Annotated in this window: 10 protein-coding genes and 1 pseudogene; 3 read left to right on the top strand and 8 right to left on the bottom strand. The window is 72.8% G+C overall.

The annotated features are described in order from the left end of the window. Positions 1-259 precede the first annotated feature (259 nt). Positions 260-1327, top strand: coding sequence for a hypothetical protein (locus AB0H83_RS11815; RefSeq protein ID WP_360090898.1), 1068 nt, complete (start codon positions 260-262; stop codon positions 1325-1327). 48 nt (positions 1328-1375) lie between these two features. Here the strand turns inward: AB0H83_RS11815 and AB0H83_RS11820 are convergent, their stop codons facing one another. Beyond that, positions 1376-2794: an IPT/TIG domain-containing protein gene (locus AB0H83_RS11820; RefSeq protein WP_360090901.1), complete on the bottom strand. Its 1419-nt coding sequence runs from the start codon at positions 2792-2794 to the stop codon at positions 1376-1378. A 133-nt stretch (positions 2795-2927) separates the two neighbouring features. On the opposite strand from AB0H83_RS11820, the gene AB0H83_RS11825 reads away from it, so the two are divergent. After that, complete coding sequence (locus AB0H83_RS11825; protein WP_360090904.1) at positions 2928-3557, top strand: hypothetical protein; 630 nt, start codon at positions 2928-2930, stop codon at positions 3555-3557. 79 nt (positions 3558-3636) lie between these two features. Here the strand turns inward: AB0H83_RS11825 and AB0H83_RS11830 are convergent, their stop codons facing one another. Continuing rightward, positions 3637-4485 (bottom strand): SDR family oxidoreductase, encoded by an 849-nt coding sequence (locus AB0H83_RS11830; protein ID WP_360090907.1) that lies wholly within the window; start codon positions 4483-4485, stop codon positions 3637-3639. Positions 4486-4566: 81 nt separating this feature from the next. Between AB0H83_RS11830 and AB0H83_RS11835 the strand changes: the two genes are divergently transcribed. Beyond that, the gene (locus AB0H83_RS11835; protein WP_360090910.1) at positions 4567-4938 is read left to right on the top strand and encodes a helix-turn-helix domain-containing protein; all 372 of its coding nucleotides are present in this window, start codon (positions 4567-4569) and stop codon (positions 4936-4938) included. A gap of 157 nt (positions 4939-5095) precedes the next feature. Here AB0H83_RS11835 and AB0H83_RS11840 read toward each other — a convergent pair whose 3' ends face one another. The 6 genes and pseudogenes from AB0H83_RS11840 to AB0H83_RS11865 all read right to left on the bottom strand — a co-directional run bounded on the left by AB0H83_RS11840 (position 5096) and on the right by AB0H83_RS11865 (position 13488). Next, entirely contained in the window at positions 5096-5785 is a 690-nt protein-coding gene (locus tag AB0H83_RS11840; RefSeq protein WP_360090913.1) for a hypothetical protein, read from the bottom strand. Positions 5786-6594: 809 nt separating this feature from the next. Continuing rightward, positions 6595-9192 (bottom strand): annotated as a pseudogene (locus tag AB0H83_RS11845) (DUF5682 family protein); the annotation flags it as partial. Further along, positions 9189-10304 carry an AAA family ATPase gene (locus AB0H83_RS11850; protein WP_360090916.1) on the bottom strand — a complete coding sequence of 372 codons (1116 nt, stop codon included), beginning with the start codon at positions 10302-10304 and terminating at the stop codon, positions 9189-9191. The gene AB0H83_RS11850 and the pseudogene AB0H83_RS11845, both read right to left, overlap by 4 nt. A 9-nt stretch (positions 10305-10313) precedes the next feature. Next, positions 10314-11633: a VWA domain-containing protein gene (locus AB0H83_RS11855; RefSeq protein WP_360090919.1), complete on the bottom strand. Its 1320-nt coding sequence runs from the start codon at positions 11631-11633 to the stop codon at positions 10314-10316. Then, positions 11630-13003 (bottom strand): hypothetical protein, encoded by a 1374-nt coding sequence (locus AB0H83_RS11860; protein WP_360090922.1) that lies wholly within the window; start codon positions 13001-13003, stop codon positions 11630-11632. The genes AB0H83_RS11855 and AB0H83_RS11860 overlap by 4 nt, the downstream gene beginning before the upstream one ends. Next, positions 13003-13488 carry a hypothetical protein gene (locus AB0H83_RS11865; protein WP_360090925.1) on the bottom strand — a complete coding sequence of 162 codons (486 nt, stop codon included), beginning with the start codon at positions 13486-13488 and terminating at the stop codon, positions 13003-13005. Before AB0H83_RS11865 ends, AB0H83_RS11860 begins: the two co-directional genes overlap by 1 nt. Positions 13489-13600 lie beyond the last annotated feature (112 nt).

The raw sequence follows: 13600 nt of genomic DNA on the forward strand, positions 1-13600 counted from the left end.
CTCCTCCGCGCCCGACGCCGTGCAAGCTCCCAGTGCACTCACGGCACCGGCGGCGGCCACCGCAATGAGGATTCGTCGCACCCGGGTTCACCCCCAGCAAGGATCGAAGTCCGGCAAAGGGTAGCGGTCCCGCGGGTGAGGGCGATGCCCCGTCATGCATTTCATCCGGGGTGAGAAATGTATTGAATACGACAGCGTTTTCGTGCAACCCCCGGCACAGTACAGGCAGCAGTATCGATCAATATCGATTGGAGCACGGATGCGCAGACGCCTGCTCGCCGTCGCCACCGCCATGGTGACGGCAGCCCTCCTCCTCCCCTCCGCCCCCGCACAGGCCGCCACTCCTGACCGCTGGGGATTCGCGTACGTGAAGGACCCCACCATCACGGTGTGGAACACACTGCCGACCACCTACCAGTGGGGCAGTTGGAAGACGTTCGCCCCCGCCGCCTGGGCCGACGGGATCAAGGTGGCCACCGGCCGCTACCTGGTGCGGTTCCCGCAGGTCGGGGTCGCCGGCGCCCGGGGCATCCCGCACGTCACCGCGGTCGCCGCCGACGGCCGGTTCTGCGAGGCGGTCCGCTGGAACATCTCCGGTGTCGACGAGGTCGTCGACGTGCAGTGCTTCAAGCCCGGCGGGGTACCGGCCGACACGCCGTTCACGGTGCTGTGGACGCTGAGCTCCGGCGTGGTGCCCGCGGCGAACACGTACGCCTCCGTGCAGGTGGCCTCGCCGGGCGCGATCGTGCAGCAGTACAACTCCACCGGCGGCCCCATCACCGTGGTGCCGTCGTCGCCCGGGTACTACACGGTGCGCTTCACGGGCGTCGGCGCGGCCGGCGTCCAGGCCGGCAACATCCAGGTGACCGCGGTGCAGCCCAACGCGCAGGCACGCCGGTGCAAGGTGGCCCGCTGGGTCTGGTCGGGCACCGACGTCACCGCGCTCGTCGCCTGCTACAACCCGCTCACCGGCGCGCTCATGGACTCCGAGTTCGTCGCCTCGTTCCACCGGCAGCGGGCGGTCACCGCGACCGTGCCGGCCTACTTCGGCTACGTCGCCAACGCGTTCACCGGGCAGACGAACTTCAACAGCGTCTACGGCTTCGGCGCCAACTCGCTCGGCGGCATGGTCATCAAGTATCCGGACCTGCACCAGAAGGAGACGCACTCGCAGGTGACCGCCTACGGCGACACGTCGAACTACTGCGGCCTGGAGAAGCTGTGGAGCGACTCGGGCGGCACCGCCCTCGTCACCATCGCCTGCTTCACCAACGCCGGGGCGCCGGTGGCCGACCGGTACCTGTCGACGTTCACCTCACGCATCTGAATCGGTCAGGAGGGGCCGCCCCCGTGGCGGCCCCTCCCTCCCGGTGCGTCAGATCTTGTCGGTGAAGATCGACGCGGGGACGGCGGCGCTGGCGCCCCCCTTGGTGATGACCTGGAGCTGCACCGTGCCGGGGGTGCGCGGCGGCAGGTACACCTTGAGCCGGCTCTCCGACAGCTTCACGAACGAGACCACCGCGCCGTTGGAGGTGACCCGGTCAACCGTGGCGAAGTTGGCCCCGGAGACCTCGACCGTCGTCCACGTCCTGGTCCCGCCGGCAGTCGGGATGACCGCGCCGACGGACGGCGGCGGGGGTGCCAGGTAGGTGAACGGCGCGGCGGTGCCCTCCACGACCCCGCCGACGGTGGTGACCTTCACCGTCGCCCGGCCGGCCGCGTGCACCGGCATCGTGACCCGCAGCTGGGTGTCGGAGATGCGCTGGTACAGCGTGCTCGTGTCGCCGACGCGCACCGCCGTGACGCCGCTGAGGTTCGTGCCGGTCACGATCACCGGCGTGGTCGTGTACGTCGGGCCGCTGGTCACGCTCAGCGAGACGATGGTCGGCGCGGGCGGGTTGACGATCGCCAGCTTGTCCGCGGCAACGGTCGCGCTGGTGCCGGACGGCGTCACCACCGTCACGTCGTAGACGCCCCGGGCCAGCTTCGGCGGCACGGTGAACGCGATCGACGTCGGCGACAGCACCTTGACGTTGGTCGCGGCGTTGGCGCCGATACGGACCGCGGTGGCCCCGTCGAGGTTCGTGCCGGTGATGGCCAGCACGTCACCGCCCAGCACGGACGCGCTCGCGGCGCTGAGGCCCGTCACCACCGGCAGCGGCGGCAGGTACAGGAAGCGCGCCTGCGAGTTCAGCGGGCTCGCCCCGGCGGCGTTGACCACGGTCACGCCGACGTACCCCTTGGCGTGCGGCGGCGTCGTGGCGACCAGTCTGGTCACCCCGTTCGTCTCCGCCTTGCGGAACTGGGCCGCGGTCTCGCCGAACTTCACCGCCGTGGCGGTGCTCAGGTTGCCGCCGGTGATGCTCACCTCCGTGCCGCCGGCGACGGGGCCGCGCACCCGCGACAGGGTCGACACCAACGGCCGCGGTACCGGCACGGCGTACGGCGTCAGCACGCCGCCGACGGTGCGCGGTGGCGAGGCGGCGTGCGGTGGCGAGGCGGCGTGCGGTGGCGAGGCGGCGCGCGGTGGCGTGGCGGCGCGCGGTGGCGTGGCGGCGCGCGGTGGCGTGGCGGCGCGCGGTGGCGTGGCGGTGCGCGGTGGCGTGGCGGTGCGCGGTGGCGTGGCGGTGCGCGGTGCGGCGACGTGCGGTGCGGCGACGTGCGGTGCGGCGGTGTGCGGTGGCGGCGTGGTGCCCTGCGCGGCGGCGGCGGGGGTCGCTTGGCTTACTGCCGCCAGGCCGCCGCCCGCCGCCATCAGCAGGCGCAACGCGAGGCTTCGCACTCCAGGGCGCATCCGTGCTCCTCAAGACCGGGTGACCGCGACGCGCCTGCCATCGACGCCGCCGGGAGCCGCCTGAGGTGTTGCCGGGAATACCACCCCGGCGGTGTCCACCGATCGGGGGACATCCGCACTAGGCTGCGGGACCATGCCGGTGATCGTGCTGCTCGCGGCGATGGGTGCGTTCCACGGCCTCAACCCCGGCATGGGCTGGTTGCTGGCGGTCGCCAACGGCGTGCAGGAGCGCAGCCGCGCCGCGGTGCTGCGGGCGCTCGTCCCGATCGCCGCCGGGCACGCCGCCTCGATCTTCGTGGTCGCGGGGCTCGTCAGCGCCCTGCAGTCGGTGGTCGCGACCAGGTTCGTCGCCATCGGCGGCGGCGTCGTCCTGGTCGGCTTCGGCCTGTGGCGGGCGGTGTCGCGGCGGCACGTCGGCGCGCCCGGCCTGCACCTGTCCCCGGCACAGCTGGCCGGCTGGTCGTTTCTGATGTCGAGCGTCCACGGCGCCGGCCTCATGCTCGTGCCAGTGCTGGTCGCGAACCCGCCGTCGGGCCTGACCACGGGCCACGACCACGGCGGTGGCGGCGACCCGCTGTGGATGGGCTTCCTCGCCACCGGCGTGCACACCGCGGCCATGGTGGCGGTGGCGGGCGCTATCGCGCTGCTGGTCTACCAGACGGTGGGGCTGCGCCTGGAGCGGCTGGCCCGCGTCGACCTGGACACCGTGTGGGCGGTGGCACTGGTCGGCGCGGGCGTCGCCACGGTGGCGCTGTCGGTCTAGCCCTCAGGGCACGTCCGCGACCCGGATCGTTCGGCCGGCGCGGGCACGCCGGGCGACCGGGATCGTGTCCCGTGCCTGCTCAGCTGCGCTGCCGCAGTGCCGCCGCAACCGCCTCGGCGAGGGTCGTGGTGGGGCGGCCGATGAGCGCCGACAGGTCGCCGGTGACCACGTCGAGGCTGCCCTGCGCGATCGACGCGTCGGCGGCGGCAAGCACTCGCGCGAACCCCTCGGGCAGCCCGAACCCGATCAGCGCCTGCGCGTAGTCGGCCTCCGGCAGATCCTGGTACGCGACCTCGGTCCCCGACTGCGCGGTGACCGTCGCGGCGACGTCCGCCATCGAGAAGGCCACGTCGCCGCCGACCTCGTAGATCCGCCCGGCATGCCCCTCGCCGGTGAGCACCGCCACCGCGCCCGCGGCGAAGTCCTCGCGGGTCGCGGCCGCCACCCGGCCGTCACGGGCCGCGCCGAGGATCACCCCGTGCTCCAGCGCCGTGCCCAGGTTGCCCGTGTAGTTCTCCAGGTACCAGTTGTTGCGCAGGAAGGTGTACGGCAGCCCCGACGCGACGATCAGCTCCTCCGTCGCCCGGTGCTCCGGCGCGAGCGGGTTGATCGAGGTGTCCGCCCTGGTGATGCTCGTGTACACGAGGTGACCGACGCCGGCCTTCACAGCGGCCTCGACGACGGCCCGGTGCTGCTCGACCCGCCTGCCCGCCTCGCTGCCCGAGACGAACAGCAGCCGGTCGGTGCCCTCGAACGCCGGCACCAGCGTCTCCGGCCGGTCGTAGTCGGCGAGCCGGACCGGCACGCCGAGGTCCTTGCCCTTGTCCGTGTCGCGGACCGCGGCGACGACGTCGGCACCCTGCCCCTTGAGCGCGGCGACGACGAACCGGCCCAGCTGTCCGGTGGCACCGGTGACGGTGATGGTCATGAGAACTCCCTCGTTCTGGTCTACTCTCCCACAGTAAGCACTAACTTCTAGAAAGTGCAACCTTTGAGTTACCGTTAGGGAATGTCCTACGAGGAGCTGGTCTTCGACGTCTTCGCGAAGAACTGCACGTCGCGGCCGGTCATGGACACCGTTGCCGGCCGCTGGGGCATCCTGTCCATGGCCGCCCTGCTGGACGGCACCCACCGCTTCAATGAGCTGCGCCGCCGCGTCGACGGCGTCAGCGAGAAGATGCTGTCGCAGACCCTGCACGCCCTGGAGCGCGACGGCCTGGTGCTGCGCACCGTGCAGAGCACGATCCCGCCCCGGGTCGAGTACAGCCTCACCGACGCAGGCCGCCGCATCGCCGTCAAGCTCACCGAGCTGATCGAGCTCGTCGAGGCCGAGATGCCCGCCATCTCCGTCGCCCAGGCCCGATACGACAGTTCCCGCTGACGCGGCGCTTCCCGTCCGCTTCCGTCCGCCGGGCATTTCCGTCCGCGGGCGCTTCCGGTCGGCCAGCGCTCCCGTCCTGCGGAGCGCTTCCAGCCGGTGGCCGCTTCCGTCTCGCGGGCGCTTCCGGTCGACGGGCGCTCCAATCGGTGGCCGGGCGTCAGGTCCTGGCGTGGGCCTCGATCAGCTCCGCGACCCGCAGCAGCGGCCCGATCTGCGCCGGGATGCGCTCCGGCGGCCCGATCCGCCCCTGCACGAACGTCAGCAGCTCATTGCCTTCGACGCTCCAGTCCGGCACCCGCCCCGCGACGTGCTCGTTGATCAGCGCCCCGCCGAGCACCATCCGGACCAGGCTGGGGTCCGGCGAGTTCACCCGGTACGCCCGGTCGAACGCCTCGATCCCGACGGCCGTCAACTTGTCGCCGAACATCGACCGCCACAGCTTCGACCCGCCGCCCCGCCGGTGCACGGCCACGCTCGGCAGGGGCATCCGCAGCCGTGTCACCACCGCCACGTAGTGGTGTGTCGTGGTCGTCGTCTGAGTGGCCCCGTTGGCGCCGGTCGACGTCGACGTCGTCGTGTACGAGTAGTCCCCCACCGCCACCGGCCGCCCGCCCAGCGTGCCGAACAGCGCCAGCGACACGCCTCGCCGGTTGCGCCCCGGCATCCGCCGCCCCCAGTCGACCTGCGGCTTCTCCACCACCTGCCAGCCGTGCCGCTTCGCCCAGAGCCGCAACGCCTCCCGCCGCTCCCGCTCCCGCCGCGCGGCCACCACCGCCGCGACGACGACCAACGCGACGGCCGCCCCGAAGCAGGCGATGACGCTGATCACGATCGCCGAGGGCTCCATGGCCACCACGCTAAGGTCCCTGTGCCAGTCCCGCCTCGCGGCAAAGGTGACCGCCGCCCGCGCCCCGGCCGCCCTCCCACCACGCGAGCATTGTGGCCACCGCCCGCGCCCCGGCCGCCCTCCCACCACGCGAGCATTGTGGCCACCGCCCGCGCCCCGGCCGCCCTCCCACCACGCGAGCGCCGCCCTCCCACCGCGCGAGCATCGTGGCCACCGCCCGCACCCTGCCCGCTTCCCACCGCGAGCAACGTGGCCACCGCCCGCGCCCCGGCGGCCACCCCTCCCGCCACGCAAGCTAGGTGACCGCCACCGCCCCCCCGGCCGCCCTCCCGCCTCGCGGTCGTGGAACTCCGGCGCCCCGCCCACCGAAATGCCACGACCACGAGACCACGAGGCAGACTCGTCTAACCCGCGACCAGCAGCGCCTCCACAGCCTCTGCCGCGCCGGGGTGGGATGCGAGCAACGCCTGGACCGCGGAGCTGCCGGGCGCGCCGGACCCCGTCTCGCCGCCGGAAGCCCCGAACGCGTCGAGGTCGACCCAGCCGGGCGCCGCCTCCCCGTCGCCGGATATCCCGAGCAGCTCGGCCACGCCGTCGCTGGCTACGCGATGCTCGGCCAGCAGCCGCGCCACCGGCATCGCCGCATCCCACCGCTGCGACCCCGGCACGAAGCCGTCGCCATCGAACAGCCCGGCCCCGGCCCCCGCCCGACCGGACCCCGCGCTACCAACCCCTGCCGCGCCGCCGCCCGCGAACCCGCCTGAGCCGACCCCGCCGACCTCGCTGGCGCCGCCGGTGGCCGGCGCGGTCCACGGTGGGATCCAGGCGTCGACGGCCGGCAGGGTCGCCGGGAAGGTGCGGCCGGCCTCGCGGATCAGCACGGGCACCAGCTCCGCCGCCTGGTCGCGCAGGGTGGTGATGAGCGTCGGCAGCCACGGCAGCAGCACCGGGTCAGGCAGCTGGGCGAACGCGTCGGACATCACCTCGACCACGAACGCGGCCAGCTTCGGCACCGGCTCCAGCGCCTGGACGAACCCGCTCAGGTACTGCGGGAACGTCGGCACCACCAGCGGGTTGCCGAGCAGCCCGGCGCACCGGGCCCGCAGGTCCGCCAGGGGCAGCAGGCCGAGCTGGTGGTGCGCGGCCCACAGCAGCGCGACCTTCGCCGGCGCCTCGGGGTGCGACTGCCGGACGGCGATCTCGAGCTGGGCCCGGTCGCAGCCGAGGGACAGCGCGAGGCTCTCCATGGAGAAGAGGAACCCGAGCATCGCGCCGACCTGCCGCACGCCGGTCTCGTCGTCGACGAACGCGGTCGGCAGCAGGGTGCAGTAGTGCGCGTAGCCGGCGGTGACGAACGCCCCGCACCACGCGGGCAGCTCGGGCTCGGTGGCCCGGTAGTGCGCCAGCAGCCGCCGGATGCGGCGCAGCACGTCAGGAGCGTCGTCGACGGTGCGCTCGGCGGCGAGCAGCTCGACGGCCCGCGCGCCCAGCTCGTCGGTGAACCGGCGGCTGCCGAGGAACAGGATCGAGTCCTCGACGGCGCGCAGGGCGACGGCCGCGGTCGCGTCGGGTGCGTACACGGTCCGGCGGAGCCGCCGCTCCACCACCTGCTCGACGGTGACCCCTTCGTAGCCCAGCTCGATGATGTACCGCTGGTGCTTGCCGATCGAGAGGTCCCAGCTCTCCTGGATGGAGCGCTCGCCGAGCCGGCGCGAGCCCATGATCGGCCGGACGGCGCCGTCGGGCAGCAGGTAGCGCAGCATCCACAGCAGGTGCGAGCAGGGCTGCAGCTCGGGCCGGCCGTTCAGGTCGAGCAGTGCCCGCTGCACGGTGCTCTTGCGCAGGTCGAGGCCTATCGGGGCGAGCCGGTCGTAGACGTCGCGGGCCAGCGGCGGCAGCGCGTCGTAGCCGACCTGCCCGACCCTGTCGCCGCCGAGCAGGATCTCGCAGAGCCGGCGCACGTCGCGGCGGCCCGGCACCACGTCCTTCTCGATGCAGGTGACCGCCGCGTCCTGGAAGTCGTACGGCGTCGGCCGGGCCCGGTTGCGCATCCCGGCGAGCAGGATCGAGGTCTCGAACACGGCGATCGCGTCGGCGGTGCTGGCCAGGTAACCGTTGCGGCGGGCCAGCCGGACGATGTCGACGCACCAGCCGAGCAGCTCCTCCTCGTCGAACCCGTGCAGGTCGGGCGGGCTGGCGAGGAACTGGGTCAGCTGGTCTTCGACGGGCTCGGTCGGGACGGGTGCGACGACAGGCCGGGCCGCGCGCTTCCGGCTGCCGCGCTGGCCCTCGAGCTGGAACGTGGCGAGCTTCGACCGGGCGACCGCCTTCGCCCAGGTCGCCGCCGCGATCGACACGGAGCCCGGGGCGAGCCCGAACTGACCCTCGATCGCCGAGTGGCTGGACGGGATCAGCCCGTAGAGCCACTTCGTCGCGGTGCGCGGGGTGATCTCGAACGGCGCGGCGTCGGGGCCGGTGCCGAACTGCTCGACCCGGCTCGCGGCGTGGAAGGCGCCGCACACGTACAGGCAGTCGGCGCGGTCGACGCCGGACGCGGCGAGGTGCTCGCGCATGCGCGTCCACATGTAGCGCTCGCGGTCCTCGTCGACGGTGACCCGGTCGGCGTCGCTGGGCGCCAGCCGCCGGAAGAGGCTGCCGATGAGCACCATGACCTGCCGGTAGGTGGCGTAGTCGGCGTCGACCAGCGGCTGCTCGACATACTGGTCCCACCACTCCGACCAGTGCCGCACCTTGCCGTGGTGCAGCAGGTGCGCCTCCAGCTCGGCGAAGCGCGGCCGCAGGTCGCCGATCTCGATGCCGACCGCGTCGCCGTGCAGCTCGCCCGCGTCGTCCTCGCCCGCGGCGCCCGCCTCGGTGGGCCCGGCGGCGCCGGGGTCGGCGTCCGGGTCGGCGTGGGGACCGGGGTCGGCGGCGGTGCGGGGCTGCCACTGGAAGACGTGGTCGGTGGAGCGGTCGACCAGCACCAGCTCGACGCCGGGGGTGTCCAGCGCGTAGGCGATCGCCTGATATTCGGCGGAGGCCTCGGTGATCGGCGCGATGACGCTGAGCGGCCCCCAGTCCTTGGGGAACGTGTCGAGCTCGGAGGCGAACGCCTGCAGCGCCACCGGCAGCCGGCAGTTGCGCAGCTCCGTCAGCAGCGGCGCGAGGTCCTCGCACAGCTCCAGGTAGATGACCTTCGGCTGTTTCTCGTGCAGCCTGCGGACCATGGCGAGGGCGGACGCCGGCGAGTGGTGGCAGACCGGGAAGATCTCCAGCTCCTCGCGCAGCGCCCGGTCGACGTCGTCGACGATCCCGGCGAGGATCTCGGGCACGGCGCCCGGCGAGGCGGCGAACCTGGTCGCCGCCTCGACGAGCTGCTGCCGCAGCGCCCCGAAAGGCTCACTCATGACAGGGTGGCGATCGCCTCGCGGCCGCCCTCGAGGAAGGCCGGCCAGTCCCCGCCGTCCTGCTTGCTGCGCGGCTCGACGACGCCGTGCCAGTACTTGTTGAGGATCGCCAGGTCCTCGGGGCTGCGCCGGGCGAGCGACCCGACGAGCGAGCCCGCGAGGGTCTGCGCGCGCAGCGTGCGGTCGCCGAAGAAGGTGCTGTGCAGGATCGCGTCCTCCAGCACGCCGATCTGCTCGGCGGTCGACAGCGCCGACTCGAGCTTCTCGTCGTCGCTGGTCGCCGACGCCGCCGCGGTGCGCAGGTCGGCGAAGCTCTGCAGCAGGATGTCGAGCAGGTTGGGCGGCACGTCGAGCTCGATCTGGTGCCGGCGCAGCAGTTCCGTGGTGCGGAACCTGACGATCTCCGCCTCGCTGCGCTTGTTGGTCACCACGGGGATGCGCACGAAGTTGAACCGGCGCTTGAGCGCAGAGGACAGGTCGTTGACCCCGCGGTCGCGGCTGTTGGCCGTCGCGATGATCGAGAAGCCGGGCTGCGCGAAGACGATGTTGTCGTCGTCGAGCTCGGGGATCGACACGTACTTCTCCGACAGGATCGAGATGAGCGCGTCCTGCACATCGCTGGTGGAGCGGGTCAGCTCCTCGAACCGGCCGATGACCCCGCGCTCCATCGCCGTCATGATCGGCGACGGGATCATCGAGGCCCGGGACTGGCCCTTGGCGATGACCATGGAGACGTTCCACGAATACTTGATGTGGTCCTCGGTGGTGCCGGCGGTGCCCTGCACGACGAGCGTCGAGTTGCGCGAGATGGCCGCGGCCAGCAGCTCGGCGAGCCAGCTCTTGCCGGTGCCGGGGTCGCCGATCAGCAGCAGCCCGCGGTCGGAGGCGAGCGTCACGATGCTGCGCTCGACGAAGCTGCGGTCGCCGAACCACTTCTGCGACACCTCGCGGTCGAGGCCGTCGGCGCGCTCGGAGCCAAGGACGAACAGGCGGACCATCTTGGGGCTGAGCCGCCACGAGAACGGCTTGGGCCCGTCGTCGATCGACTCGAGCCAGTCGAGCTCGTCGGCGTACTTGACCTCGGCCGGGGCGCGCAGCATGTCGTCGGTCATGTCGGTCTCCTATGCGAGGAAGTTCTTGAGTTCGGTGATGAGCTTGCGGATGTGGCCGGAGATCACGGGCGTGCCCATGTCCTTGAACCGCTGCCGGAACCACGGGTTGACGCTCTGCTGCCCGCCGCTGTTGACGGAGCCGATCGGGATGAACTTGACGCCGGAACGGTGCACTGCCTGAATGCCTTCCAGCAGCGGCTGTGAACGGTCGAACTCGTAGAAGTCGGAGATCCAGACCATCACCGTGTTGCTCGGGTCGGCGATCTTCGGCCGGGCCATCGCCATCGCGACCGGCCCGTCGTTGCCGCCGCCGAGCCGCGTGCGCAGCAGCACCTCGAACGGGTCGTGCACCCACGGGGTCAGGTCCAGCGCCCTGGTGTCATAGGCGATGAGGTGCACGTCGACCTTCGGCAGCCCGGCGAAGATCGACGCGAGGATGGTGCAGTTGACCATCGAATCGACCATCGAGCCGGACTGGTCGACGACGACGATGAGCCTGGCCGGGGTGGTGCGCTTCGCGGTCTGCCGGTAGAAGAGCCGGTCGACGTAGAGCCGCTCGTCGTCGGGGCTCCAGTTGGTCAGGTTCTTCCAGATGGTGCGCTCGAGGTCGAGGTTGCGGTAGACGCGCTTCGGCGGCACCGACCGGTCGATCACGCCGGCGCTGCTCTGCTGCACCTGGGTGCGCAGCACCTCGGCGACCTCGTCGACGAACCGGCGGATCAGTGCCTTGGCGTTGGCGAGGGCGACACCGGACAGGTTGCTCTTGTCGCGCAGCAGCTGCTCGATGAGCGACATGCTCGGCGTCAGCTGCTTGGCCAGGGCCGGGTTGGCGAGCACCTCCCGCAGGTGCATCCGCTTGACCAGGTCGCCTTCCAGGCCGCCGAGGACCCCGGCCAGGCCGCCCGCGTTGGGCTTGCCGCGCAGGTCGCCCGGGCACATGCCGAGGGCCCGCTCGAACCAGCCGGCGTCGGCCTGCCAGTTGGCCAGCTGGCCGGCGCTCACGTTGCCGCTGCCGGTGGCGAACACGTTGATCAGCAGCTTGGACACCAGGGCGGCCCGGCGCACCTCCTCGCCCTGCGGGAGCTCCTGCGGAGCCTCCTGCGGGGCTTCCCCGGCGGGCGTCATCAGCCCGTCGAACGCGCCGGCGAGCTCGGGGTGGCGCTGCACCAGGTTGTCCACGGAGACGCCGGGGTCCAGCAGCGCCGCGGGCAGGCCGATGTCCTCGACGATGGCGACGCTCGCGGTCTCCAGGGCGTGCTGCTCGTCGGTCTCGAAGACGCGGGCCAGCATCCGCCAGTAGAGGACCTGGCGACGGTTCTCATCGCTCATTTGCGCAGCAACCTTCCGGCCCGCTCGCGCAGGACGGCGACCGCGTCGCCGGCCGCCGCGGCCGCCTTGACCACCTTCGGGTCGGTGGGCCCGAGCGCCCAGTCGGTGGTGTGCACCGGCACGGGCTGGCGCTTGACCATGGTGAGCACCGCGAGCGGCTGCAGCGACCATCCGCCGTCGTCCCAGCGCAGCAGCCCGATGCAGGCGTGCGAGGCGGCGACGAGCTGCGGGGTCAGCGGCCCGCACGCCGGCAGCCGGCCGGTGTCGACCACGATGGTCTGGTCGGCGAGCGTGAACGCGCCGTCCACGGCCGTGTAGCCCTCGACGAGCACCGGCTCGCCGATGCGCGCCGGGTGGCGCTCCAGCGGTGGCACCGCCGGCGCGACCGCGTCGGCGAGCAGCACCCGGGCGGTGGCGAACGGGTCGGCCGGCGGACCGGCCTTGGCCTGCGCGTCGCTCCAGACGAGGTCGCCGCCGGCCAGCAGCGGCATGTCGGTGACGTCGAGGGTCAGGCGCTCCGCGAGCGCGCCGAGCAGCACCGGATGCCCGGCGAACAGCCGCCACACGGCGGGGCCGACGATGGTGTCGACCTTGGGCGCGGCGACGCTGGTGCGCACCAGCCGGGGCGCGCCGCCGGGGGTCTCGAGGATGCCGTGGATCTGGACCTGCACGGCGGTGGCGTGCTCGTGGACGTCGGCACCGAGCAGCAGCAGCCGCCCGGTGACCGGCTCGGCGGGGACGGTGCGCCCGCCGTCCTGGGCGAGGAGCATCGCGCGGCTCCACAGGTCGCCCCATCGCCGCACCGGCAGCCGGTCCATGGTCGCGATCGGGCTGCAGGCGCGCAGCTCGGCGGCGAGCCCGTCGAGCAGCGTCGCCAGGCGCCGCAACCGCGGCTGCGCCAGGGACGCCTCGATGACCTGCCCGGCGGCGGTGACCAGGTCGTGATCGACGCCGCGCCAGCCGGTGATGGCGAGCTCGCGCAGCCACGAGCGGCTCCCGGCGAGCAGGTTGCCGGCGGATGCGGCCTCGCCGCTGCCGCCGGGCCACGCCTGCCGGGTGCGGCCGAGCGCCGCGTCGGCCTGGCCGAGCAGTGCGTCGTGGACGGCGCCGAACAGCGCCGACCGGGCCCCGGCCAGGGCGAGCAGGTGCTCGTCGGAGACCGACCCGGCGGCGATCTTGTCGACGGCCTCGGCGACCCGGTCGCGCAGCGGGCTGCCGCAGAACGCGTCGGCGAAGCCGGCGAGCGCGGCCGGGGACATCCTGGCCAGCCCGTCGGCCAGGGCGTGGTCGAGCGAGCCGGCCACGTCGAGGGCCTCGGGCACGCCCGGGGCGGGGTCGGCGACGAGGGCGCCGAGCTGCGTGGGAAGCATCAGCGGGCCGCCCCGACCGACGGGAACCAGTGCAGCTCGGGCACGGGCAGCGTGGTGTCGGGCAGCTCCAGGTAGGCCAGGTGGCGCAGGAAGCTGCTGAACACGGTCGCCGCCGGGGACGGCTCGTGGTGGGCGCGCAGGCCCGCGGCGAGGCTGCGCCCCTCCTCGACGTCGATGCGCAGGTAGCGGGCGACGCGGTCGGCGCCATACTGCAGCACCGCCTCGTCGAGCAGCGCCTGCAGGTGCTTGCACGGATAGGACCCGCGCAGCCCGCCGCAGGGCCGGTTGTTGTTGGTGCTGCAGCTCAGGCCGTGGCTGCCGGCCCCGATCGAGGAGACATAGACCCGCTCCACGTCGGAGCCGCTCGACACGACCCCCTGCAACCGCCCGTCGGCCAGCTCGACGAACGGCACCTTGGCCAGCTTGCGGGGCTTCACCGGCGGGATGATTGGCGCTACCGAGCGCCGCTCCACGTCCACTGCCATCGACCTCCAGCGTCGGACTCCTTGACGCCGGTAGTTCTACAGCATCGGTACGACAAAAATCCCGGCTGCCACGTTCCGGCAGCTAGGCATGCCCCGACCCGATGAAGCCATC

Origin of the sequence: Dactylosporangium sp. NPDC050688 (assembly GCF_040654515.1) — a bacterium.
GTDB lineage: Bacteria > Actinomycetota > Actinomycetes > Mycobacteriales > Micromonosporaceae > Dactylosporangium.